Source organism: Streptococcus ruminantium, assembly GCF_003609975.1.
Lineage (GTDB): Bacteria > Bacillota > Bacilli > Lactobacillales > Streptococcaceae > Streptococcus > Streptococcus ruminantium.
In genome coordinates, this window is record NZ_AP018400.1 from 250,987 (window position 1) to 275,680 (window position 24,694).

Below are 24,694 nucleotides of genomic sequence, written 5' to 3' on the forward strand. Positions count from 1 at the left end.
AATATATAGACAAACTGAGAACGAAACTCTCAGTTTGTTTTCAATCAAAGCTCTTGCCATTTTCATAAAAATTCGATAGGATGAGAAAAAAGAAATCACTAGTTAGCAAGGAGTTGTCATGACAAAGAGGGTACGGGCATTATTGGAACACTACCACCCCCAGCCTTTGGGAGAAAAATATACTTATGCAGTCTGTCTGCCCTTGGTTTGGACTGATGGGCAATGGCAGGTTCTTTATGAAATTCGTAGTGAGTTCATTTCCCAGCCAGGTGAAGTTTCTTTCCCTGGAGGAGGAATTGAAAGTGAAGAGACAGCCGAGATGGCTGCTATTCGTGAGTTAGTAGAGGAGCTTAATATTCATCACAGTCAAGTAGAGTTACTGGGAGAAATTGATTATCTGGTCTTGGCTGGCTCAACCATTCGTTGTTTTGTGGGGTGTCTACATCTAGATTGGCATACCATCCAGCCCAATGAAGAAGTAGAGCGACTTTTTACGGTTCCTTTGACTGCCCTGTTAGAGACAGATCCAGTTTACTATCAATTAGACTCAAAAGTTGTTCCTGATTGTAACTTTCCCTTTGAACGCCTGAGGGCTGGGATCGGTTATTCTTTCAGCCATCATAAGCGTTCTATTCCCTTTTACGAAAATCTTCCGGAGAATATCTGGGGCATGACCGCTCAGTTCACTCATCGCTTCGTTGAAATTCTCAGAAGTGAAGGACAGAGTGAGTGATTTTTCTTAGATTGGCAGGATGTTTCCTCGTCAAATAAAAAACTAAGTACCTTTTACGTATGAAGATAAGATATTAGATTGGTGAAACACATGAAATGAGTCTAATCTGAAAATTCTAGATTTAGAGGAACGGATAAAACAAATCGTTTATCATATCAGATTGTGGAATAGTATGGATTAATGTACGGATAGCATGAACAACTTGTAAAAGGGGAGATTGGGGCTAAAAAATATATTTAAAAAGCTCTCCTAGAATTCTCACCTTCCTGAACCGTGTAAAGGCAGGAATTTTAAATTGGTGTAGAAGAATTATGTCAAGCCCCGTCTAAAATAGACAGTGTAAAAAAGAATATTAGTTAGTAAGGTATGACTCCCTGAATTCCATAGGGGTCATACCTTTTAATATTTCTTGTGGTCTATCATAGTTATACCAGTCCATGTATTCTTTAATTTGTTGGCTGAGTTCATCTCTGTTATTAGGAGGAAAGAGTCGTAAGGACTCACTCTTGAGATGGGAAAAGAAATTTTCACAAGAAGCATTGTCATAACAATTCCCTTTTCCAGAATGGGAAATCGTAACACCATACTGATCTAGTTTTCTGAGATAAAGTTGGTTGGTGTACTGAAAACCTTGATCAGAATGCAAGACACAAATGTGTGTGGCATCCCAATTTTCATTGAAGACGAGGTCTAAATTTTCAAAAACGAGCTGATTATCGTTATAATCTGAAAGAGTATATGCTAGAATAGAGTTGTCATAACAATCTTTTATGACGCTAAGGAACATCCTTCCCTGTTTGTGGTAAACATAACTGACATCCGTTGTTAGTTTCTGGAGAGGACGTTCTGCTTTAAAGTTTCGAGCAAGCACGTTGTAGTGGACGTGTCTTGCCTTTTCATTTATCTCACGCTGTGTGCAAGAATGATAGCGTTTCTTTCGAATTGGCGACTTCAAACCCAGAATACGCATATAGCGTAGGACAGTTTTAGGATGACAGAAAATATCGTATTTTCTTCTCAGTTGATAACAAATGAAACGATAACCTTTCTGAGTCTCATTAAAAACAGCTGTAATGCCCTGTGCTAGGTCAGGGTTAAACCGCTTGTGTTCAGGTTTTCCATTGCTTAACCAGAGGTAGTATGATGACCTAGGGAAACCCAAATAGGCACATAAACGGGAGATGGAATAACGTTTTTCAATTGTTCAACGACTTGATAAAGGTGGACTCTTCTCACTTTCTGAGGAGAGTCCTTAAAGTTTTTAAAATGTCATTCTCCATACGAAGAAAGGCATTCTGTTCCTCTATTGTCATTTCATCAAGATTGGTTGATTTTGGGCGACCAGTTGATTTAGCACCTCTTAAATCTTGGTGGAGCAATTGTGGATTTTCGCGATATTTTCTAGTCCATGTGAGGACTTGATTGTTTGATTTCAAGCCATACTTTTTTACAATTGAGTCCATACCACCACTTTTCCCACTAAGATAGTCCTCGACTACTTGTATTTTGAATTCAGGTGGATACTTTGTAAATTTACTTCCTTTTTTAGCCATGAGAAAAGAACCTCCTTATAAGAACAGTATAGTACTTTTTATACTGTCCATTATAAGGGGTTCTTTTCAATCAATTGCTCATCTTTTTCTACTCTTTTGTTAAAGTTACAGTATCCCCTGTATCTCCTGCTAAATCAGGTATTGTTACAGAATCTCCTGAAACTGAATATTTCAGTTCAGTACCATTGCTATCACTGATAATCTGTTTGTCCGTATCAATAGTTACTTTCTCTGAATAGAGGTACTTCACATTATTTCCTCTCTCTGAAAGGAGATTGATATTAAGTATGTTTTCATCACTACTTACTTTTAGTTCGTAATGCAAAGTTAATTCTTCGTCTTCGAATCCCATTTCAGAACCATCAATACCGCTTTTTTCGTATGAATATGTTCCTGATAGCTGACTATCATTAGCATTCGATTGATTACCACAAGCACAAAGGACAATTGTTAGTGTTAGAGTTAGTAGGGTCAAAATTAGTTTCTTTATATTCATTAGTCTGCTCTTTCTTTTAATTGTTTGAAATTATATTTTCCAGCTCAGAATCATTTGGAGCCGTAGATGGGTAAGTTTCAAATACTAGCTTGGGTACGATGTAGATATTCGTAAGGCTAGATAATACTATTTGTTCTGAAACAATCTCTTCTCCCATTACTTGGTCTTTAGTAATGTCCCATAAGGAATTTCCGTAATTGGTTGATAGTAAGTAGTATTTAGAATCTAACTCACTATTTTGAAATTTTTTAGCATAATCAGTTTGACGATTTGCAAGAGCGGATGGAAGAATTTCGAGTTGAATAGACTCCCCAGCTGGTAAATCACTAGCAAGAGCAATCCGAGCGATTTTTACCCTCTCAGAACGTCCTGACAAAGTTGTGTAGCCATATAGAGTGAAATATGTCCCGTACAAGTTGTTATTGTTTGAATTGGTTGTTGTTCCAATCAGTGTTTCATCATAGTTGTTAGTAACAGTAACTTTCAATCTTCTAGTTGCTTCATCATAACCGTCAATCGTGACATTTAGCTTTGTCAATTCAGAAGGTAGGTAGTCATTAGTAACATTTAGACTAGCCTGTCCATTGAAGATGTTGGTTTGATTCTCATTCCATGCTTTTTGACTACGTTCTTCAATCTCATTATGATAGTTTGAACCATCAGTCTCAGCTACTTCTTCATAAAACTCCTTCAACCACTTATTTCTTTGTTCCTCGGAGATTGCATCCTTTGAAGAAGATGAGGCTTCAACAATCTTTTCAGAGGATTTTGTGGTACTTTCATTACTCTGACAAGCAAATAAGAGTACTGTAGATACCAATAGTGTAAAGCTTGCTAAAATTTTCTTTTTGTTCATAGTGTGTCTCCTTTTTTATAGCCAACGGTTTTTCCTAGCAATATCATCATTAAATCGTTTTAACTCTTCAGCGACTTTATTTTGAGTCTCAATATTGTCTCTAGCGTTACGTTGCTCTTGTGCGTGTTGTTCTGCACGTTGTCTAGCCAGACGAGCTTCCGATTCTCTTGTCTCTTTTATGACAGCTTTCGATGCCTGCTCAACCCTTCTAGTTGATACTTCTATATCCCAAAGATTCAAAGCTTTTCCGATGGTCTTCGCTTGCCCATATTCTAATTTTTGTATGAGGAAATTTATGACTTCATCATTAGTCCAATACTGATTGGGAATGGAAATGGTATTCATAATATTCATCATTTCATTTTGATGGTTCAGTAGTTGAGCTTCAGTGGATTTCAAGATATTTTTCAGATTATCTACCGCTAATTGTTGTTTTCTACGCTTTCCAGGGACGAGAGCGTTTTTCTTTCGATTCTCTGGAATAACAACATTTTCATAGTAGATTTTATTTTTTTGAACCTGTCTGATACTATATAAAACCCAGACAATCAAAAGCCCAACCACAATCGGAACAGGAATTGAAGGTGGATAATAGATAAAGTCTTCAACCGCTTTTATTGGGATGTAGAAGAATGTATCCTCAAACTCAAAATCTTGGAAAAGTATAAAAGTTCGAATAAGTGTTTCTACAATGACACCAATAATGGTACCCCCAGCTAAGGCTAATAATACAACTATAAGAAAGATTATAAACGCAATCAGGGACGGTAGATGAATCAGATTGAAAATAGTAAATCCTCTTGTGCGAATATCCCATTTAAAATCTTCTAAGAATACTTTTTCATCTGAAATACCATTTAGAGTAACCTCAGCTTGAAAAATTTCTCTTTCAAGTTCTTTTATTCTATTTTGTGTTGAGGGGATTAGATTATTTTTTAATATTAAGTACCTTCTTAATGAATTAGCAATATCCATCTGGACTCCTATATTATAATTTTTATTACATTATAACGTAATAATACATAGTTTGTAATGCAAAACGCAATGCATATTTAATGTACAAAATGCTATATCCTAAAAACAAAAGAGGAGAAAAGATATGGCATTTCAATTAAAATCAAATCGCAAGGAAACAGAAAATAAAACAATTCGTTTTCCAGTACCACTTATTGAAGAAATAGAAAAACAATTCAAAATAAGGATGTAACTTTTCGAGTTCGTGATTCAAGCATGTGTATATGCATTGAGGGATATGGAAGATAAGAAATAGTCTAGAACAAGAACTTACTTTTTTTAGAAGTATAATATTTAGTAACAAGTAAGAAATGAGGGAAAAATATTGGTCGAATGATATATCTCGGAATTATTACCAGCCAAGTATATAAAACGTCATCAATTGATGCTTTATTTGTATGATATTTTAGTTGATATATTGGTTAAGGCTGATAAATATAAATTGTCAAGCCTATCTTTTAAATTTACTAATGAGGTAGATGAGCAACTTGAACTTTTTGATGAGTTAGAAAGACGAAAGGATAGAGATATTTCTGAAAAAGTCTTTATCCCTCATATATTCTTTTCAATTCTACGAGACTTAAATTACTATCTTTTTGAATCACTGAGCTGTATAGAGAGGGGAAAGGTAACAGTTGCTTTTTCACTTGCTAGGAAACCTTTACAGGATAATTTGTTCTATTTAAGTTGGATACTAGTTCAACCACATGAATTTTTAGGAAAAATGCAATATGGAAGCCCTAAAGAATATGATGTTAGTGATTTAAAAGGAAAGAAAGATTTTGTTATTGATTTATTCTCAAAAGCGAAGGTATTAGTTCAATCTAAAAATAGTTCACTGGATTTTAGTCAAGAATTACTTGATCCAGAATTGTTGTATGATGTAATATACAATAGAAAGGCTGAAAATAGTTTGACTAGTGCATTTGATAAATCAATTCATTTGGTGACCAGAAATAAAAATTATCCCACTGAGAAGCAAAATCTTAATTTTATATTTGCAGATGATGAAATTTGGGATGAATTCTGGAATTTGTACTACAAAAAAATCCCATATATTCTACTATATTTGGTGGAGGCTATTGTTGCTATTTTTGAAAAATATGTAGATATAGATGAGGAAACATCAGAGTTTAACCGATATATCAGAAATTTAAAGATAATATTAGCATTATCAGAGGATGATAATAAAGAATTAGAGAGCATTTTTGATTTAATATTTAGCAGTGACCATCTTAGTATGAACTGTGATGAGTGTGGCAATCAATTTGAATTCAATATAGCTTTAGTGAATGAAATAAGAGAAGATTATCTTTATACTTGTCAGAAATGTGGGTTTGTAGAACGATTAGGACAATATTTTGTGAGTGACGAATTGCTAAGTAATCGTAGAAAAATTATGATTGATAATTCAGATGCTAAGAATTGGAAATTAGTTAAGTAAAAGAAGGAGGATTATTTATGGTTAAAGGAATACTTATCAAAGTTCCAGAACTTTTTACGGATGATGAACAACTAGAAATTCAGGAAAAGTTTAAAAGTAAGAATATAGAGGTAATTTTTTTTGATAAGAGTCAAATTCAAGCTTCGTTTGATTCTTTTATTGAATTAATATTAAGTAGAGAGTTTGTAGAAATGCTTGTTTTAGGGCTAACTGTGGACATATTAAAGGAACTAGTTTTTAAGATTGTTGGCTCAATTAAAAAGAAAAAAGTAGTAATTATTGATTCTAATCAACAAGAAAACCTGCTAAACTATAAAATCTACAACTGAAAAGGGACAATATATTTAGAAATTCCAAATGATATTTCTGAAAGGTTATCAAAAGTCAATAGAAAAAATAGTTGATGCTAAAAGAATACTTGATAATAGTAGTGAAAGGTATTAATGATTTGTATATTGTAGAAGATAAGGTTGGAAATTTATCAATAATGACATTGAACGAGTATATTATTTATCGTAAGAATAAGAATAAAAGAACACCTCATACGAAGTGTTCCTTTCATTATCTGCATGTTCTACTTAAATTTTATTATCTAAAAAGTGTAGAGAAAAATGTAGAGATTCGATTGATTTGTACTGCAATCTACTGAAATTCAGAATTTCAAGAATCGCATAAAATCAAGGTTTCTACCGTCTATTGACGTGTAGTGAAAACCTACTTCACTTCAGTAAAAATCACGTGCTTACGCAATTTTGGTGAGTATTTTTTCAATTGAAGACGGTCTGGAGTGTTGCGTTTGTTTTTTGAAGTAAGGTACAAGCGTTCACCAGATTCTTTGTGTTCAAGTGTAATGTTTACGCGCATGGTATCTCCCTTCTATTATTCAGCTGAAGCAGCTTTAGCGATTTTACGTCCCTTGTAGTATCCTTTCAAAGATACACGGTGAGAACGTGAGTAATCTCCAGTAGTTTCATCAAATTTCACAGTTGGAGCTGCTACTTTATAGTGAGTACGACGTTTATTTTTCTTCGCTTTTGAAGTGCGACGTGCAGGTACTGCCATTTTTTTCTTCCTCCATTGAGATATAAGGGCATGAAAAAGCGAAGAAAAAATAGGGAGCCGATGCTGTACAACTTGCGTACAAGTCGGATCATTTCTTTTCTGAACTTTTGGCCCAAATTCGATTTAATTTAATATGACATTCGTCAACCTCAATAGTATATCAAAAGTTTTTTGTAAAGTAAAGTTACTTGACAGATTTTTTTGAAAAAATTAGTGACATTACCACAAAATAAGTATAGCTCGGTTGATTTCAGTGAATTTAGTGGAAAGAAACAAACAGGGTGACTGCAAAACTCAAAAGCCTGACAAAGTTCAATTTATCGGAAGGCTTTTTTGAGAAATAGCGGAGCTTTTATGGTAGAATAAGGGAGATTGCAAGTTATGTTTGGGCAACGTCTTCACCTGTATACTTAAGAAAAGTAGTTCGTCTATTTTCTGGAGAATGCAAGCTTCAACCTTCACAAAGTGAGCTATTTGCCAAAAGATTATCTTAACCTAGAAAGGAATGAGCGCAGGCTAAACACTATATAAGAAAGATAAATTACTTTGACAATCGATATTTTCAGCGATTTATCCCTCTTATTTTGTCTTTGAGCCTTCTGCATCTTTTATATTATGAAACTTCAAAAACCTAAAGGGACCCAAGATTTATTACCACAGGATACAGTCAAGTGGCAGTACGTGGAAAATTTTGCTCGTACCATTTTCAAACAATACAATTACGCAGAAATTCGCACGCCGATTTTCGAGCATTATGAGGTTATCAGCCGTTCAGTTGGTGATACCACTGACATTGTTACTAAGGAGATGTACGACTTTTACGATAAAGGGGAACGCCACATTACCCTGCGCCCAGAAGGAACAGCGCCGGTTGTGCGCTCTTATGTAGAAAATAAGCTTTTTGCTCCGGAAGTGCAAAAACCAGCCAAATTCTACTATATGGGACCAATGTTTCGCTATGAACGTCCACAGGCAGGACGCCTGCGTCAATTCCATCAAATTGGTGTAGAGTGCTTTGGTTCCAATAATCCAGCTACAGATGTAGAAACGATTGCTATGGCTTATCATTTCTTTGAGGAGCTTGGTATCAAGGGAATACGTCTCCATCTCAATAGTCTAGGGAATCCGGAGAGTCGTGCAGCCTACCGTCAGGCCTTGATTGACTATTTAACACCACTCAAACACCAGTTGTCTAAGGATAGTCAGCGACGCTTGGAAGAAAATCCTCTCCGAGTCCTTGACTCCAAAGAAAAAGAAGATAAACAAGTGGTGGAAAATGCACCATCCATTTTGGATTACTTGGATGAGAAGAGCACAGCACACTTTGAGACAGTCAAGTCTATGCTGGATAGTTTGGGAATTTCTTATGTCATTGATACCAATATGGTACGGGGGTTAGACTATTATAATCACACCATTTTTGAGTTCATGACCGAAGTGGGAGGGAATGAACTGACTATTTGCGCCGGCGGTCGTTACGATGGCTTGGTCACTTATTTTGGAGGACCTGAAACACCAGCATTTGGTTTTGGCATGGGGATTGAGCGTCTCATTCTCGTCCTTGATAAGCAAGGTATTGAGTTGCCTCTTGACACTCGATTGGATGTCTATATCGCTGTTCTTGGTTCGGAGGCCAATAGCGGAGCACTGGAGTTGGTTCAAGCCCTGCGCAAGCAAGGTTTCCGTGCGGAGCGCGATTACTTGGATCGCAAGCTCAAAGCCCAATTTAAGTCAGCGGATGCGTTTGGAGCTAAGGCCATTATCACCTTAGGTGGTAGCGAGATTGAGTCAGGTCAATTGATTGTCAAGCACAATCAGACTCGTAACCAAGTAGAAACAAGCTTTGAAACAGTCCAGACAGACTTTGCAAATATTTTAGAAGAATTAGAAAAGTAGTGGCAAAATGAAAAGACCTACCTATAAGGAACAGTGCAAAAGTAAGCTTCTGTTCTTAGTAGCAAGGTTTTTTTATTATTGCTCTTTTCAGTTATACTACTCATTATCCTGACCGAATTTACTATCATGTAGAGCAACTCTATAAAGGTATGAAAATAAGGGGTTATGTTTGCATCTATAGTGAGAGTACCTGAGAGCGATCCACGTTCTTTTTTTGAGGATGACAGCAACAGCTTACCAAAAGTTTTTGTCTGAATCCGGAAAGATAAAAGCAGTAGAGATAGTCTATAGAAAAACGTTGTACATCATGATGTTTGACTTCAGTGAGGTTAGTCCTAGGAGTGATATTCTTCTAGGTTTTTTAAAATATTTTTTGGTAAGTGTGTCTGAGGTTGCTATTGCTGTGCTGAGATGGTGATATGAACGTTGGAGGGATGCTGGATCTTTTCTTGACTGCATTAAAGGTTTGCTAATGGTAAATCTGCCCAATACTACTTGTCATCAGTGAGGCGATAAAAAACGAGCTTGGGACAAAAGTCTCTCCGGTTCAACCAAAAAGCAACGGATTTGGTGCCGTTGCTTTTTGCATTAAAGAGATAGACTTTGCAAAATAAAGTTGTCTAATCCTATTTAGAAAGGCTATCTCATGCACATTAACTATAACACAAATCAGACGACATTGCCACTAGAACTTTCTGCTTGTCTGCTCCAAAACCACGTTGTCTTTACGATTGAGCAGGTGGTCAATGAGTTGAGCGATGGCCACTATCAAGCCTTCTATCATGACTTTGGTCGTCCATCCTATCACCCTAAAATGCTCTTATCTGTGCTGCTGTACTAAAACAGAGACTCACAGCAAGGTGAGTCTCTGTTTTATTTTGGAGCTGAGAACGACTTTTGTCCCAAGCTCTTGGAATTAGTGGGACATATCAGTGAGAATAACAGAAGTCTAACACCATACGACCTTGGATAGTGCCAGCTTCCATTTCCTCAAATACTGCCTCAGCATCTTCAACAGGACGTTTTTGGACAACTGGAACAACTAAACCAATCGCACCGAAGTGGAAGGCTTCTTCCAAATCTTTTCGTGTACCAACTAGGGATCCAACGACCTTGATACCATCTAGGACAGTTTTTACGATACTGAGATCCATATATTCAGACGGCAGACCAACAGCAACTACGTAACCACCAGCACGAACGCTATCAATTGCTTGGTTGAAAGCAACTTTTGAAACAGCAGTTACAACAGTTGAATGGACACCGCCTCCGGTGATTTCCTTGATAAAAGCAGGGACATCTTCTACCTCAAGGCCGTTAATAGCAACATCTGCACCAACTTCTTTTGCTAGTTCTAGTTTATCATTGTTGATATCAACAGCGATAACATGAGCATTGAAAACTTTCTTGGCATACTGAATAGCGAGATTTCCTAGTCCACCAGCACCGTAGATAGCAATCCACTGACCTGGCGCAAGATGAGCTTCTTTAATAGCCTTGTAGCAGGTGACCCCAGCACAGGTGATGGAGCTTGCTTGAGCAGGATCAAGTCCTTCAGGAACTTTTACAGCATAGTCTGCAGTTACAATGCATTGCTCAGCCATACCACCATCGACAGAATAACCCGCGTTTTTCACTGAGCGACAAAGAGTTTCCCGACCGGTAGTGCAATATTCACACATGCCGCATCCTTGGAAGAACCAAGCGACACTGACACGGTCACCAATCTTGAGACTTGTCACATCTGGTGCAATTTGGGTAACAATCCCGATGCCTTCATGTCCGAGGATCCGACCAGGAACTTTTCCGAAGTCACCATTGGCAACATGAAGGTCAGTGTGGCAGACACCACAGTACTCAATCTGGACCAGAGCTTCACCAGCTTCGAGTGGACGAAGTTCTTTTTCAACAACGATAACACCAGTAGATTCTGGATTTACTACGACTGCTTTCATAGCAGACCTCCTGTTTTATATGTTTATCATTCACTTATTGAATGTGTTAATATAATATATTTTATATTGTTAATAATATCACAAAAAAAGCAAAAATGCAAGAGGAAATGGAAGCGCTATAATGAATGAAAAATTGAAAATTATCATGTAATTATTATTTTTTTTCAAGAAAGTTCGTTGATTGGAAGTGTTATTTTGATAAAAAAATAAGCATTGAGGAAGGAAAAAAGAATTGCAGGGCTGACATGTCTCTTCGTCTGTACTTTTATTGTTTCAGTTTCAGGGATAAATCACAATATTTTCTGAAAACGAGAAAAAGAGAACGCTTTCAAAAATAAAACAGAAAAAATGTGAAAAAATTAACAATTTCTCTTTACAAATGAAATAAAAAATAGTAGAATAACATTGTGAAAAAGTTAACAAATGTTGACAAATATATTTGGAGGAACACAATGGCTGATAAAAAAGTAGTATCACCAGAAGAAAAGTTGGTAGAAGCACGCAAGCATGTTGACGAGCTTGTTCAAAAAGGTTTGGTTGCTCTTGATGAGTTTCGTAAACTCGGTCAAGAAGAAGTGGATTATATTGTTGCGAAAGCTTCTGTAGCAGCACTTGACAAACACGGTGAGTTGGCAATGCATGCTTTTGAAGAAACCAAACGTGGAGTGTTTGAAGATAAGGCAACCAAAAATCTATTTGCCTGTGAACATGTTGTCAACAATATGCGCCATACCAAAACGGTTGGTGTTATTGAAGAAGATGAAGTAACTGGTTTGACCTTGATTGCAGAGCCAGTAGGTGTTGTCTGTGGTATTACACCAACGACTAACCCAACATCTACAGCGATCTTTAAATCATTGATTGCCTTGAAGACACGTAATCCAATCGTCTTTGCCTTCCACCCATCTGCTCAAGAATCCTCAGCTCATGCAGCGCGTGTTGTGTATGAGGCGGCTGTGGCAGCAGGTGCTCCAGAAAACTGTATCCAGTGGATAACAAAACCATCTATGGAAGCGACATCTGAATTGATGAAGCATGATGGTATTGCAACCATTCTTGCGACCGGTGGGAATGCCATGGTTCGTGCAGCTTATTCTTGCGGTAAACCAGCGCTTGGTGTAGGTGCAGGTAACGTTCCAGCCTACGTTGAAAAATCAGCAAACATCCGCCAAGCCGCTCATGATATTGTGATGTCAAAATCATTTGATAACGGTATGGTCTGTGCATCTGAACAAGCAGTTATCATTGATAAGGAAGTGTATGACGAATTTGTAGCAGAATTTAAGTCCTACAAAACTTACTTCGTTAATAAGAAAGAAAAAGCTCTTCTGGAAGCATATTGCTTCGGTGTGAAAGCTAATAGCAAAAATTGCGCAGAGGGCAAGTTAAATGCAGATATCGTTGGTCGCCCAGCAGCATGGATTGCTGAGCAAGCTGGTTTCTCAGTGCCAGAAGGTACCAACATTTTAGCGGCTGAGGTAGCTGAAATCGGTGAAAAAGAGCCATTGACTCGTGAGAAATTGTCACCAGTTATCGCAGTCTTGAAAGTTGATGGCCGCGCAGAAGGTCTGGAAGCGGCTCGTCAAATGGTTGAGTTCCACGGTCTTGGTCACTCAGCAGCTATCCATACTGAAGATGCAGAACTGGCTAAAGAATTCGGAACCATTGTGCGCGCTATCCGTGTTATCTGGAACTCTCCATCTACTTTTGGTGGTATTGGTGATGTTTACAATGCCTTCTTACCATCATTGACACTTGGTTGTGGTTCTTATGGACGTAACTCAATCAGTGATAACGTAAGTGCTATGAACTTGCTCAATATCAAGAAAGTAGGAAGACGTAGAAATAATATGCAATGGTTTAAAGTTCCTTCTAAAACATACTTCGAACGTGACTCTATCCAGTACCTCCAAAAATGTCGTGACGTTGAACGCGTCATGATTGTTACAGACCGTGCTATGGTAGAACTTGGATTCTTGGATCGGATTATTGAACAATTGGATCTCCGTCGTAACAAGGTTGTCTATCAAATCTTCTCAGACGTTGAGCCAGATCCAGACATTACTACAGTTTATAAGGGTACAGAACTCATGCGTACCTTCAAACCAGATACTATTATTGCCCTCGGTGGTGGTTCACCAATGGATGCTGCCAAAGTAATGTGGCTCTTCTACGAACAACCGACTGTTGACTTCCATGACCTTGTTCAAAAATTCATGGATATTCGTAAGCGTGCCTTCAAGTTCCCAGAACTTGGTAAGAAATCTAAGTTTATTGCGATTCCAACAACATCTGGTACAGGTTCAGAAGTAACACCATTTGCTGTTATCTCTGATAAGGCAAACAACCGTAAGTATCCAATTGCTGACTATTCATTGACACCTACTGTGGCAATTGTTGACCCTGCGCTTGTATTGACAGTACCTGCACATGTTACAGCAGATACTGGTATGGACGTATTGACTCATGCAACTGAGGCGTATGTATCAACAGTTGCTAATGACTTTACAGATGGTCTTGCTCTTCAAGCTATCAAGTTGGTCTTTGAAAATCTTGAAAGTTCAGTGAAGAATGCAGACTTTGTATCACGCGAAAAAATGCACAATGCCTCTACAATGGCAGGTATGGCCTTCGCTAACGCCTTCCTAGGTATTTCTCACTCAATGGCGCATAAGATTGGTGGACGATTCCATACAGTTCATGGTCGTACAAATGCTATCTTGCTTCCGTACGTTATCCGTTACAACGGAACTCGTCCAGCTAAGACTGCTACATGGCCAAAATATAACTACTATAGAGCAGATGAAAAGTACCAAGACATTGCTCGCCTTCTGGGCTTGCCATGCTCAACGCCAGAAGAAGCTGTAGCAGCTTATGCTCAGGCTGTTTATGATTTGGGTGAGCGTATCGGTATTCAAATGAACTTGAAAGCACAGGGTATTGACGAGAAAGAACTCAAAGAGCATTCTCGTGAATTAGCTCTTCTTGCCTACGAAGATCAATGTACACCTGCAAACCCACGTTTGGCGATGGTGGATCACATGCAAGAAATTATTGAAGATGCTTACTATGGTTACAAGGAACGTCCAGGGCGTTTGAAATAATTTTCCCTTGACTTTCTTGGTTGGCTAGGTTCGTTTAGAAAACTATGGCAAGAATATAATTGGAAGAGCCTCCAAAATGTTCTCAAATATCAGCTTATGTGATATTCATTGTGTGATAGATTAAATGGACCCAAGAAAAGATTGAAAACTAATACTCTGTGAAAAGTGAATTCAGATATTGTCGGTTTGATGCACTTCAGTTCTATTAGTATCTGTATCACTTAGTCCGATTTTAAGCATTAGCCTTGTTAAGAGGGAAATGAGAATTGAGAACAGATATATTCTCCTTACAGTGGAAAATCAGCGAATAAGACGATCTCAACAAAAACGTATTACCTGTATTCTCGATAAATTTACTTAACTGATAACATCCACTTTTTGAGGGATTATCAGGAGATAAAGGCAATAGGAGTTGTCAATTGAAAAAATTATCCAATTTGATTTTTCAATTGCGTTTTGCTATAATTATAAATGCCTATAAGACTGTGCTTATAGTAGTTGAGATTTTACTGTAATTTGTGGTATGATATTCTTGTTGAGGTATATTCATGCGCAGACTTCCTCTGCCGATAGACTTTCCAAGAATGTTGCGTTCAAATCTCTGGACGTCCAGAGGTTGCAACCTCTTCATTCAAAGATGAACGTTTTGTATTTTATACTTAAAGCTGGAGGGATAATGATGTTACAATCTATGTTTGACATTAGTTTTCAACTAAAGCTAACTACGAACGTGAATTTTATACTCGGTGTTTAAGGGAAGAAGTGTGCAATACGATGTCAAGAAGTTAGGATCACCGACCTAAGGACTCGTATTGCTCCTTTTGTTTTATAGATATGCCTAAATTATTCACATATACTTCTAAGCAGTATAAACACATTGATAAAAAAATTTCTTTTAGTAAAGTAAGAAACTATGTCTTAAATCCTTTGTGCGTGGCAAGACATAGTTTTTTACCATTTATCCATTATGATCTCATATTCGAAAAATATGCTAGGCAATCAAGGAATGGAGAGATAAAAGCTGTTGTAAAGGAAAAGAAGCGCTCTATTTACTATGCGGGACATTTAGACAGTTATATCTATCGCTATTATCCAGAGCATCTACGTTTAGGGAGAAAAACATACTGATAGTCATCGCTGAATCCCCCGTTTTTCGACAAGAAACAGACGATTCCTCAGCAGACTGATACTCTAGCTGAAGAATTGTAAGGATATTGGTGAGAGGTTTGATGCAGTTGCATCAAATTAGTATCACTTTTGTTTATCTCGCCAATTTTCTGTCAATTTATGATAGAATGGAAAAAATAGATTTTTATGAGGGATACTATGACATTAGTTTATCAATCAACGCGCGATGCTAAAAATAGAGTTTCAGCAAGTCAGGCGATTTTGCAGGGGCTGGCAACGGACGGCGGACTTTTCACACCGATTTCCTTTCCAAAGGTGGATTTAGATTTTTCATTTCTGAAAGACGCCTCTTATCAGGAAGTGGCAAAGCTAATTTTGTCGGCCTTCTTGGATGATTTCACAGCAGATGAGCTAGATTACTGTATCAACAATGCCTATGATATCAAGTTTGATACGCCAGTTGTTGCCCCGGTAGTCAAGTTAAAGGGACAATATAATCTGGAACTTTTTCATGGCTCAACTATTGCCTTTAAGGATATGGCCTTGTCAATCCTACCTTATTTGATGACAACGGCTGCAAAAAAACATGGTTTGGAAAATGAAATTGTTATTTTGACAGCGACATCTGGCGATACAGGTAAGGCGGCTATGGCAGGCTTTGCAGATGTGGCTGGTACGCAAATCATCGTCTTTTATCCACGCGATGGTGTGTCTAAGGTACAAGAATTGCAGATGACTACACAGGTGGGAGAAAATACACATGTAGTAGCCATTGATGGAAACTTTGATGATGCCCAGACCAATGTTAAACAAATGTTCAACGATGAGGGACTCCGTGCAAAATTGGCTGCAAAAAAACTCCAGTTTTCATCCGCCAATTCTATGAATATCGGCCGTCTGGTGCCACAGATTGTTTACTATATCTACGCTTATGCCCAGCTAGTTAAGACTGGCGAGATTGAGGCAGGTGATAGGGTCAACTTCACCGTCCCAACAGGTAATTTCGGAAATATCTTGGCGGCTTACTATGCTAAACAAATCGGTCTGCCTGTCGGTAAGCTCATCTGTGCTTCAAACGATAACAATGTTTTGACGGACTTTTTTAAAACAGGTATTTACGATAAGAATCGTCCTTTCCGTGTGACGACTAGTCCATCCATGGACATCCTTGTATCTTCTAATTTGGAGCGTTTGATTTTTCATCTCTTTGGAAATGATGCTGAAAAAACGACTGAGCTGATGGCAGCTCTGAATACTGCTGGACAGTATGACATTCAAGGGGCTGACGCGGATAGTTTGTCTTTCTTTGCTGCTGCCTTTGCTACAGAAGAAGAAACAGCTGCGGAAATCAAACGAGTCTATGAAGAATCAGCCTATATTGAAGATCCACATACGGCCGTTGCCTCGTCCGTCTATAAACGGTACGTTGAACAGACAGGAGATCAGACTCCAACAATCATTGCCTCCACAGCCAGTCCTTATAAATTCCCAGTGGTTGTTGTGGAAGCTGTGGCTGGTCAATCGGGTCAATCAGATTTTGAAGCTCTTGCCAAATTACATGAAATTTCAGGTTTAGCCTTGCCACCAGCAGTGGACGGTTTGGAGACTGCATTCGTTCGCCACACGACAGTTGTTGCAGCTGAGCAGATGCAAGCAGAAGTGGAACGGTATTTGGGTGTTTAAATCAGATTCCGATAAATTGGAAGTTGTATCAAGTATGATTTTTAAACTGAACAAACTGCTCACGAGAGTAGTTTGTTTTATTTTTTAATTAAAATTCACAGATAATTCAAAGAATGATATAATAGGATACAGAAATAGTCGTTGCAACGAATTATTTTAAACAAAATAGTAGGATGAGGGATGGATATGACAGATAAACAGGATCGTATATCTCGTGAGAAGAAAAAGGCCTTGTTGGGTCGTCTAAAAGAACAGATAAGACCCAAGATGTCAATAATGTATCTGGCTGCTTTTTTGGCTTGGATCCAGTTTTTGATGAGGATTATTTCTTTTTATCTGATTGCTCAAGGTGTTGCTGGTTTGTATGCTGGTAAGAACTTAGATATGTTCCGCTTTATGAGTTGGCTGGTGGGATTGAATGCCTTTGGTTTTGCAGTATCATTTCTAGCTAAAAAATTGCAGGGGGTAGGCTCTCAATATGCTAGAGATTCGTTGAAACAGACCTTTTTCCAAGCTCTAGTCACTCGAGATGGACAGTTTGCTTCTCAGGCAACGGCTGCTGATGTTTTCAATATTGCATCGCAGGGAATAGATAGCCTAGATACGTATTATTCCTACTATTTGTCAATGGCTTTGCGAACTCGTCTCAACTGCTTGACAGTTCTCGGGTTGGTTTTTGCCATTTTTCCTCTGGGAGCTGTGATATTTATCCTAGCTTTACCTCTCGTTCCGGTATCAATCATGGCTATGCAGAAACGTTCCAGACGGATTATGAATCGTTACTGGGGTTCCTATATGGATGTGGGTAATCTCTTCTTGGATGATCTCAAAGGACTCAATACCCTCTACTCTTATCAAGCAGATGCCTTATATGAACGTTCCTTTAATGAACAAGCAGAGGATTTCCGTGATGCGACTATGGAATTACTCGGTTTTCAATTGCAGTCCGTTGGTTATATGGATGCGGTCATGTACCTAGGAATTGGTCTGTCTGGTTTTGTGGCTGTCAACAGTCTAGCAGCAGGTAATCTATCACTCTTGAATATGATTTTCTTTATTCTCATTGCGACAGAGTTTTTTGCACCGATTCGTGAGCAAGGTTATGGTATGCACTTGGTTATGATGAATACCAAGATGGCGGATCGCATTTTTGGCTTTTTGGACAGCATAGTAGCCGAACAAGAGAATTGTCTTGGTCATCTATCTGCTTTTGATAAGTTAGAACTTGAAAATTTAACCTTTGCCTATGATGAAAAAAGAATTTTTGAGAATCTATCAATGACCATGACTGCTGGTCATATTTATGCGTTGGCAGGTGAGTCTGGTCAAGGGAAAACGACCTTGGCTCAGCTACTGTTGAAACGTTTAGTACCTAGCGAAGGACGGATTTTGCTGGGAAATCAAGATAGTACGAAACTTAGTCAAGCGGCTATTAATCAACAGGTGCTTTATGTATCTGGACAGTCATATTTGTTCAATCAGTCCATCTATGACAATCTTCGTATGACTTGTAGTTGGACCAAAGAAGAGATATTGGGATGGATGGCAGAGCATGGTGTTTTACAGTTTGTTCATCAATTGCCAGAAGGTTTGGATACGCTAGTGGGTGAGGATGGAGCTTTCTTATCACCGGGTCAACGTCAACAAATTATCTGTGCTCGTGCAATTCTAGCTAAGCGTTCGCTCTATATTTTTGATGAGGTGACATCAAGTGTAGATCAGGATAATGAAGCGGTAATTTATAGCCTGATTGAATTGGTATCTAAAGACGCCATCGTTATTGTGATTACCCACAAAATGAAACAGGTCCAAGGAGCAAAGCAAGTTCTCTTCTTAGCTCAAGGAGAGAAGCCTAGAATTGGAGAGTCCGAACGTTTGTATGCGGAAAGTTCAGCTTATCGCTCTCTAGTGGATCAACAAAGAGAATTGGAGGAAGCGATCTATGGATAAGGAACAAGAACAATACTCAACTGGAATGCTCATTTTACGACTTTTGAAATCGATGAAGCATCTCCTATCTTGGATTGGTCTGGCAGTTTGTTTTGCTGTTCTTGGACAGGTTGTGACAGTGGCAATTCCAGTTATTTTGGTTTCCCTAGCATTTGCTGGTCTTGCTGGGCAGAAAATTTCCATGATGTGGCTAGTCTTGCTCCTAGTCTTGGCTCTCCTACGAGGAGCCTTTCGCTATGGAGAACATTATTTTGGACACTACGTAGCTTTTCATACCTTAGCCACCTATCGTAAGACGGTATTTGCCAAATTACGCCGTCTAGCACCTGCTAAGTTGGATAGACAGGATGGTGGTCAGCTACTCAAAATGATTAGTGAAGACATTGAGGCTTTGGAGGTCTTTTTTGCCCATACCCTCGCTCCTATTTGTACAGGAGTATTAGCAGCAGTTGGCTTGGCTATCTATTTTGGTGTAGCCGACTGGAAATTAGCCCTTCTTGCTCTGCTAACATATGTTTTTTTAGCTATTTTTATTCCAGTTTGGTTTGCCAAGGGATTGGAATCTTTACTTTATCAACAAAGTATGAGTCGTAAACAGTACGTTTCTTACTTTATCGAAGGTTTGAAGGGGATGAAAGACTTGCTCCAGTTTCAGCAAACAGAACAACATTTTTCGGTCTTAGCTACTAAGAGTCAGCAGGTCAATCAGCAAGAGCGGGAGGTAGCGCAGACCAACTTTATGCAATACACACTATCTTTTTTGGTAGTAGGACTGTCGGTTTTAGGTTTTGCAGGACTTATATTTGACTTGGTGGGAAGAGGTCAGTTGGACTTAGGTAGAGGGGTGGAACTTCTCTTGGCTTTTACGAGTTCTTTTGCCCCTTTCTTGGAACTTAGTCGGCTCCCACTTGGTTTTAAGCGAGCTATGAATGCAGGGCGTCATGTTTATGGGCTGCTGGATGAACCTGAAGCTGAGCAGACGGGGCAGCAAGTTTCGGTGACGGTGGATGAAATTGTGATCTCCGACTTGGATTTTGACTACGATGAGCGTGAGACAGGCCTTTTTCGAGAGCTGTCTGTAATTTTTTGCCAGCCAGGAATTATTGGTCTGGTTGGCAAATCTGGAGCAGGAAAATCAACGCTGATGAAACTCATCATGCGCTGGTATGATTGGCAATCAGGCCAGATTTGCTTATCGGGAATAGATAGTCGTCAAATAGACAAGCGACACTTACAAGGTTCCTTTGCCTACGTGCCACAAGTGCCACAGATTTTTAAACAAACTATTCGGGAAAATCTTATCTTGGGTCGAACAGATGTGTCGGATGAGGAAATCTTGGAACTGGCTGAAAAATGTTATATGAAGGAACGTATTTTGGCGGCACCACAAGGCTTGGATACGGTGGTTCAATCGGCTGGGGATTTTTCTGCCGGTGAGGGTCAGCGATTGGAACTTATGCGAGCTCTTTTAAAAGGAGCGGATTGTTATATTTTTGACGAGCCAACCAGTAACCTAGATTCCTTGAACGAGGCACGTTTTATCCAGTTAATCAAGGAATATTGTGAGGGCATGGTATTCTTGATTTCTCATAGAAGTTCAACCATGGCTTGTGCGGATCATATCTTGCGCTTGGAAGATGGACAGTTATTCTCGTCAAAAGAGGAAATGGTGTGTCGTTAATTTGACCTGATAAGAAAAATCTTTTTTAAATATTTTTAGTTTGCACTTTAACACAGGGGAGGGATAGGAGAGTTCTTGTATTTTTTAACAGGACTTTATCTGCTTCATTTTCCCGCCTTCGATACCCCGCTTTTTCATTTCTTAACGATGACTTTTCTGACGTGACAGTCGAAACTAGTTTAATTGTATAGAGTATTTGGTAAAGGAAAGATATATGAACAAGTTAAAAGTAAAAGATTTGATGGTAACAGGGGCATTTTCCGCCCTCTACTTTGTTTGTGTTGGTTTAGGAACCTTGCTAAGTCTAGTTTTTGACCAAACAGGTAATATGATGTATGCTCCTGCTGGAGCTGCCCTTTTGGCGGGGCCAGTCTATATGTTATTGGTAGCTAAGGTTAATAAGTTTGGAGCCATTAGTTTGGTCGGAGCTGTAATGGCAACCTTTTTCTTCCTGTCTGGCTATATGACTGCTGCTTTTTTACCTAGTTTGACTTTTGGTTTACTAGCTGAATTGGTGGCAAAATGCGGACACTACAAACAGAGATGGAGCAACCTTCTAAGCTATATCATTTTCTCCTTTGGTAATTTAGGTCCGATTTTTCTCATGTGGTTTATGAGAGAAGCTTATGAGGCCAATCTCTTAGCACGTGGGAAATCTGCTGAGTATGTGGCCCGTGTGATGTTAGATTTTACCCCGGCAAATGCCCTCTGGTTATCCACTACGATTGTTTTAACTGCGGTTGTTGGTGGTCTATTCGGTCAGTATCTCCTCCAACGCTATTTCAAGCAATCAGGTCTGGTATCATGAAACTAGATGCTCGTACCAAAATCATATTGGTCATTTTTGCTAGTTTTACCTATAGTATGCGTTTGACCATCTTAGTAAATACCTTGCTGGTCCTTGGATTTAGCCTACTTTTCTGGTTTTCAGGAAAGAAAAAAATAGCAGTTATCAGTCCAATAACTTATATTAGCTTGTGGAATCTATCCTATCTACCTTTTTTACCAGCTTGGTTGGCGCACTTGTTGGTGGTATTGACATATATATGGCCTCCCCTCTTAGCCGGTCATCTGCTTTTGATGACCACCAGTAGTTATGAACTTATCCATGGCTTACGAAAGTGGCATTTGCCTGAGGTTTTTCTTTTAACACTAGGAGTCATGTTTCGTTTTCTACCAGCCATTAAGCAAGATGCTCGTATCATTCATGCTTCCTTGAGGAGTAGGGGAATTTTTTTGCGAAAAAGGGATATTTTTTACCGTCCCCATCAATACCTAGAATACTTCTTTGTCCCTTTGATGATGTCACTGTTGCGAACGGCTCAGGAACTTACTATAGCCAGTCTTACCAAAGGTTTGGCGATGTCTAGAAAGCCACACGAGTTTGTCACATCATCTTGGACTGTGCTAGATTGGAGTCTTTGCCTATGTTGTCTCGGTTTTCTTATTCTTGTCCGGCTCTAACTGTGAGGAATCTGGAATTGACCTATCCAGGTTCTTGCAAATCTGCTCTGTCTATTTCTGAATTGACCATTCCAAAAGGAGAATGTGTTGTCTTATGTGGTCAGAGCGGATCTGGGAAGTCCAGTTTTCTAAAAGTGCTGAATGGTTTGGTACCTGAATATTCTCCAGCAACCCTGTCCGGTCAAATCACCTTAAACCAAACTCCGCTCGGTCAATTGGGAGTGGAAGAACTCTCCTATCATGTGGCTTCGGTTTTTCAAAATCCTTCTACTCAGTTCTTTCATAGTCATGTCCTTCAGGAGTTGGTGTTTCCCTGTGAAAATCAGGGGATGGCTAGGGCAGATATTGAGAAGCGATTGGCTTGGGTCAATCGCCTATTTCAGCTAGAATCTTTTTATACCCGAAAAATTTCTAGCCTATCGGGTGGTCAACAGCAGCGTTTAGCCTTGGCTGTCGCAGCTATGCAAGGGGCGGATTTATTGGTTTTAGATGAGCCGACCGCCAATCTGGATAAAGCAGGCATCGCCATGGTTCAGGAAGCCTTACAGGCATTGAAAGAGCAAGGAAAAACGATTATGATTGCGGAGCATCGATTGTCCTATTTGAACCAATTAGCGGATCGCTATTTGTATTTTCATGATGGTTGCTTGGCTTTGGATATGAGGGGAGAGGAGTTTCTGTCCCAGTCAGATGAAGAGAGACAGAAACGCGGATTACGTCGTCTTATGCCAACTACTTTTCGTTGGGAGACACCAATACAGTCTAGTCAGAGTCGTTCAGTGGGCATTGGCTTGTCCATCCAGCAATTATCTGTCCGACAAGGACAAAAAGAGTTATTCTACATTGAACAGTTGGAGATGACTGCAGGTCAGATAGTTGGTTTGATCGGCCCAAATGGTTCGGGGAAAACGAGCTTGGCTCGTTATCTGGTTGGGCTCCTTGAAGAGAAATCATCTACGATTAAGTGGCAGGGTCAAGCCTTAACCGCTCACCAAAGGTTGGAGAAGACATCCTTGGTCATGCAGGATGTTCGACTTCAGCTTTTTGCAGAAAGCGTAGACCGAGAGCTTATGCTCGGAAAGAAGGTCCGGTCTATTGATGAAAACTTGGTGACTCGATTTGGTTTGGTTGATTTGCTGGATAGACACCCAGTAAGTTTATCAGGTGGTGAGCAGCAACGAGTTATGTTAGTTGCCAGCTTATTGGCGGATAAAGATATTTTTATTTTTGATGAACCAACCAGTGGATTGGATTTAAAACAGATGGAACAAGTAGCTCAGGCCTTGTTGGACTTGAAAAAAGAAAATACGCTGGTCTTGCTTATTTCTCATGATGAGGAATTATTGGAGTTAGTTTGTGATAAAATAGTGGATATTAAACAGTTGAAGTCTAGATAATGAAAAAACAAACCTACAAAGAAATTTTAACGATTGCCTTGCCGAGTATGGCTGAAAATATTCTTCAGACATCTATGGGAATGGCAGATTCCTATCTGGTCGCTATTTTAGGGACAGTTGCTTTATCAGGAGTTGCTCTTGCCAATAATATTCTTGCTGTTTATCAAGCGGTTTTTATTGCCCTAGCAGCGGCTGTGTCCTCTTGCTTGGCTCGGACTGTGGGGCAAAATAAGCTGGAAGAGGTCGGACGTGTTATTGGCGAGAGTTTGAAGGTGACACTATTTATCAGCCTTTTGCTAGGTCTTCTGTCAATTCTTGCTGGTCCCAGTCTGCTTGCAATCTTGGGAGCAGATCTTGAGGTGGGACGGACTGGCGGTCTTTACTTGATATTGGTCGGTGGAGGCATTGTTTTCCTTGCCTTGTCAACCACTCTTAGTGCTATTCTGCGGTCGTTAGGTCAACCTCGCCTGCCTATGTATATTGGTTTGTTGACGAATCTTCTTAATATTCTCCTATCGGCTGTCTCAGTTTTTATTTTCCATGCAGGTGTAGCAGGAGTTGCTATTGGGACAATTCTATCACGATTGCTTGCCTGTTTACTTCTTTGGATGCGGTTGCCAGTCTTTCCAACAGACTGGACCTGGTCCATAGATAGAACATTACTAGAACTTGCCTTACCTGCAACCAGTGAACGCTTGATGATGCGAGCAGGAGATGTGATGGTTGTGTCTCTCATCACCAGCTTGGGAACAACTGTTTTAGCGGGAAATGCTATTGGAGAAACCTTGACTCAATTTAATTATATGCCTGCTTTGGGGGTTGCTACTGCAACTCTTATCTTGGTAGCCCGGCACAGAGAGGACAAAGAGACGATTCATCATATTTATCGAACCAGTCTCAGTCTAGCCCTTGTTTTAATGTTTTTAATAGCTGGGTTAATTTACCTAGTCGGTCCCTCTTTGATTGGATTTTATACCAAGAATAGTCAGGTTAGTCTAGTTAGCCAAACGGTCTTATTATATTCCTTTCTGGGAGTTCCTTTCACTGCAGGCACTCTTATTTTAACTGCTCTTTGGCAAGGTCTTGGAAATGCACGTCTTCCTTTTTATTCAACTAGCTGTGGAATGTGGTTGATCAGAATTGGTATAGCTTATATCTTAATGACAGTTTTTCAGATTGGATTTCATGCCATCTGGATAGGGACCAATTTAGATAATGCTTTTCGAGCAGGATTTTTATATTTTCGATATAGGCGAAAAAATAGATAATGGATTTAGT

Annotated in this window: 20 protein-coding genes and 1 pseudogene; 13 read left to right on the forward strand and 8 right to left on the reverse strand. The window is 39.2% G+C overall.

The genetic code is table 11. From position 1 onward, the window contains the following. Positions 1-118 precede the first annotated feature (118 nt). On the forward strand, positions 119-733 hold the full coding sequence (locus SR187_RS01345) for an NUDIX hydrolase (protein ID WP_120171282.1): 615 nt from the start codon (positions 119-121) through the stop codon (positions 731-733). Positions 734-1,085: 352 nt separating this feature from the next. Here the strand turns inward: SR187_RS01345 and SR187_RS01350 are convergent, their stop codons facing one another. From SR187_RS01350 to SR187_RS01370, 5 genes are all read right to left on the reverse strand, one after another. Beyond that, positions 1,086-1,934, reverse strand: coding sequence for an IS3 family transposase (locus SR187_RS01350; RefSeq protein WP_120171283.1), 849 nt, complete (start codon positions 1,932-1,934; stop codon positions 1,086-1,088). A 31-nt stretch (positions 1,935-1,965) separates the two neighbouring features. Next, entirely contained in the window at positions 1,966-2,286 is a 321-nt protein-coding gene (locus SR187_RS01355) for a transposase (RefSeq protein WP_120171284.1), read from the reverse strand. Positions 2,287-2,374: 88 nt separating this feature from the next. Further along, complete coding sequence (locus tag SR187_RS01360; RefSeq protein WP_120171285.1) at positions 2,375-2,782, reverse strand: hypothetical protein; 408 nt, start codon at positions 2,780-2,782, stop codon at positions 2,375-2,377. Between the two features lie 16 nt (positions 2,783-2,798). Further along, positions 2,799-3,638 carry a hypothetical protein gene (locus SR187_RS01365; protein ID WP_120171286.1) on the reverse strand — a complete coding sequence of 280 codons (840 nt, stop codon included), beginning with the start codon at positions 3,636-3,638 and terminating at the stop codon, positions 2,799-2,801. A 15-nt stretch (positions 3,639-3,653) separates the two neighbouring features. Beyond that, positions 3,654-4,613, reverse strand: a complete 960-nt coding sequence (locus SR187_RS01370) for a hypothetical protein (protein WP_120171287.1) — start codon at positions 4,611-4,613, stop codon at positions 3,654-3,656. 424 nt (positions 4,614-5,037) lie between these two features. Here SR187_RS01370 and SR187_RS01375 point away from each other — a divergent pair, with 424 nt between their 5' ends. Next, a complete protein-coding gene (locus SR187_RS01375; protein ID WP_323131749.1) occupies positions 5,038-6,096 on the forward strand; it encodes a hypothetical protein in 1,059 nt (352 codons plus the stop codon). Between the two features lie 17 nt (positions 6,097-6,113). Continuing rightward, entirely contained in the window at positions 6,114-6,425 is a 312-nt protein-coding gene (locus tag SR187_RS09995) for a hypothetical protein (RefSeq protein ID WP_231996440.1), read from the forward strand. A 385-nt stretch (positions 6,426-6,810) separates the two neighbouring features. Here SR187_RS09995 and rpmG read toward each other — a convergent pair whose 3' ends face one another. Both rpmG and rpmF read right to left on the reverse strand, forming a co-directional pair. After that, positions 6,811-6,960, reverse strand: a complete 150-nt coding sequence (gene rpmG / locus SR187_RS01385) for a 50S ribosomal protein L33 (RefSeq protein WP_002262412.1) — start codon at positions 6,958-6,960, stop codon at positions 6,811-6,813. A 15-nt stretch (positions 6,961-6,975) separates the two neighbouring features. Next, entirely contained in the window at positions 6,976-7,158 is a 183-nt protein-coding gene (gene rpmF, locus SR187_RS01390; protein WP_002937589.1) for a 50S ribosomal protein L32, read from the reverse strand. Positions 7,159-7,773: 615 nt separating this feature from the next. Between rpmF and hisS the strand changes: the two genes are divergently transcribed. Further along, positions 7,774-9,054 (forward strand): histidine--tRNA ligase, encoded by a 1,281-nt coding sequence (gene hisS, locus SR187_RS01395; RefSeq protein ID WP_120171288.1) that lies wholly within the window; start codon positions 7,774-7,776, stop codon positions 9,052-9,054. Positions 9,055-9,700: 646 nt separating this feature from the next. Then, positions 9,701-9,892: pseudogene (locus SR187_RS01405) on the forward strand (IS1182 family transposase); the annotation flags it as partial. A 91-nt stretch (positions 9,893-9,983) separates the two neighbouring features. Here SR187_RS01405 and adhP read toward each other — a convergent pair. Continuing rightward, a complete protein-coding gene (gene adhP / locus SR187_RS01410) occupies positions 9,984-11,009 on the reverse strand; it encodes an alcohol dehydrogenase AdhP (protein WP_024532149.1) in 1,026 nt (341 codons plus the stop codon). A gap of 452 nt (positions 11,010-11,461) precedes the next feature. On the opposite strand from adhP, the gene adhE reads away from it, so the two are divergent. From adhE to SR187_RS01450, 8 genes are all read left to right on the forward strand, one after another. Further along, the gene (adhE, locus tag SR187_RS01415) at positions 11,462-14,113 is read left to right on the forward strand and encodes a bifunctional acetaldehyde-CoA/alcohol dehydrogenase (RefSeq protein ID WP_120171290.1); all 2,652 of its coding nucleotides are present in this window, start codon (positions 11,462-11,464) and stop codon (positions 14,111-14,113) included. 1,326 nt (positions 14,114-15,439) lie between these two features. Next, on the forward strand, positions 15,440-16,924 hold the full coding sequence (gene thrC, locus SR187_RS01420) for a threonine synthase (RefSeq protein ID WP_120171291.1): 1,485 nt from the start codon (positions 15,440-15,442) through the stop codon (positions 16,922-16,924). A gap of 186 nt (positions 16,925-17,110) precedes the next feature. Beyond that, the gene (locus tag SR187_RS01425; protein WP_120172447.1) at positions 17,111-18,874 is read left to right on the forward strand and encodes an ABC transporter ATP-binding protein/permease; all 1,764 of its coding nucleotides are present in this window, start codon (positions 17,111-17,113) and stop codon (positions 18,872-18,874) included. Beyond that, positions 18,867-20,555, forward strand: a complete 1,689-nt coding sequence (locus SR187_RS01430) for an amino acid ABC transporter ATP-binding/permease protein (RefSeq protein WP_120171292.1) — start codon at positions 18,867-18,869, stop codon at positions 20,553-20,555. The genes SR187_RS01425 and SR187_RS01430 overlap by 8 nt, the downstream gene beginning before the upstream one ends. A 214-nt stretch (positions 20,556-20,769) precedes the next feature. Next, complete coding sequence (locus SR187_RS01435) at positions 20,770-21,363, forward strand: MptD family putative ECF transporter S component (protein ID WP_024532144.1); 594 nt, start codon at positions 20,770-20,772, stop codon at positions 21,361-21,363. After that, complete coding sequence (locus SR187_RS01440; protein ID WP_024532143.1) at positions 21,360-22,019, forward strand: energy-coupling factor transporter transmembrane component T; 660 nt, start codon at positions 21,360-21,362, stop codon at positions 22,017-22,019. Before SR187_RS01435 ends, SR187_RS01440 begins: the two co-directional genes overlap by 4 nt. Beyond that, complete coding sequence (locus SR187_RS01445) at positions 21,983-23,416, forward strand: ABC transporter ATP-binding protein (protein ID WP_120171293.1); 1,434 nt, start codon at positions 21,983-21,985, stop codon at positions 23,414-23,416. Before SR187_RS01440 ends, SR187_RS01445 begins: the two co-directional genes overlap by 37 nt. Further along, positions 23,416-24,684, forward strand: coding sequence for an MATE family efflux transporter (locus SR187_RS01450; protein ID WP_120171294.1), 1,269 nt, complete (start codon positions 23,416-23,418; stop codon positions 24,682-24,684). The genes SR187_RS01445 and SR187_RS01450 overlap by 1 nt, the downstream gene beginning before the upstream one ends. Positions 24,685-24,694 lie beyond the last annotated feature (10 nt).

Coding starts and splice junctions, on each gene's coding strand:
- SR187_RS01435 (WP_024532144.1), top strand. CDS start 20,770: ATGAACAAGTTAAAAGTAAAAGATTTGATGGTAACAGGGGCATTTTCC.
- SR187_RS01375 (WP_323131749.1), top strand. CDS start 5,038: ATGCTTTATTTGTATGATATTTTAGTTGATATATTGGTTAAGGCTGAT.
- SR187_RS01345 (WP_120171282.1), top strand. CDS start 119: ATGACAAAGAGGGTACGGGCATTATTGGAACACTACCACCCCCAGCCT.
- SR187_RS01440 (WP_024532143.1), top strand. CDS start 21,360: ATGAAACTAGATGCTCGTACCAAAATCATATTGGTCATTTTTGCTAGT.
- SR187_RS01430 (WP_120171292.1), top strand. CDS start 18,867: ATGGATAAGGAACAAGAACAATACTCAACTGGAATGCTCATTTTACGA.
- hisS (WP_120171288.1), top strand. CDS start 7,774: ATGAAACTTCAAAAACCTAAAGGGACCCAAGATTTATTACCACAGGAT.
- SR187_RS01360 (WP_120171285.1), bottom strand. CDS start 2,782: ATGAATATAAAGAAACTAATTTTGACCCTACTAACTCTAACACTAACA.
- SR187_RS01365 (WP_120171286.1), bottom strand. CDS start 3,638: ATGAACAAAAAGAAAATTTTAGCAAGCTTTACACTATTGGTATCTACA.
- SR187_RS01355 (WP_120171284.1), bottom strand. CDS start 2,286: ATGGCTAAAAAAGGAAGTAAATTTACAAAGTATCCACCTGAATTCAAA.
- SR187_RS09995 (WP_231996440.1), top strand. CDS start 6,114: ATGGTTAAAGGAATACTTATCAAAGTTCCAGAACTTTTTACGGATGAT.
- SR187_RS01445 (WP_120171293.1), top strand. CDS start 21,983: ATGTTGTCTCGGTTTTCTTATTCTTGTCCGGCTCTAACTGTGAGGAAT.
- SR187_RS01450 (WP_120171294.1), top strand. CDS start 23,416: ATGAAAAAACAAACCTACAAAGAAATTTTAACGATTGCCTTGCCGAGT.
- adhP (WP_024532149.1), bottom strand. CDS start 11,009: ATGAAAGCAGTCGTAGTAAATCCAGAATCTACTGGTGTTATCGTTGTT.
- adhE (WP_120171290.1), top strand. CDS start 11,462: ATGGCTGATAAAAAAGTAGTATCACCAGAAGAAAAGTTGGTAGAAGCA.
- SR187_RS01425 (WP_120172447.1), top strand. CDS start 17,111: ATGACAGATAAACAGGATCGTATATCTCGTGAGAAGAAAAAGGCCTTG.
- rpmG (WP_002262412.1), bottom strand. CDS start 6,960: ATGCGCGTAAACATTACACTTGAACACAAAGAATCTGGTGAACGCTTG.
- thrC (WP_120171291.1), top strand. CDS start 15,440: ATGACATTAGTTTATCAATCAACGCGCGATGCTAAAAATAGAGTTTCA.
- rpmF (WP_002937589.1), bottom strand. CDS start 7,158: ATGGCAGTACCTGCACGTCGCACTTCAAAAGCGAAGAAAAATAAACGT.
- SR187_RS01370 (WP_120171287.1), bottom strand. CDS start 4,613: ATGGATATTGCTAATTCATTAAGAAGGTACTTAATATTAAAAAATAAT.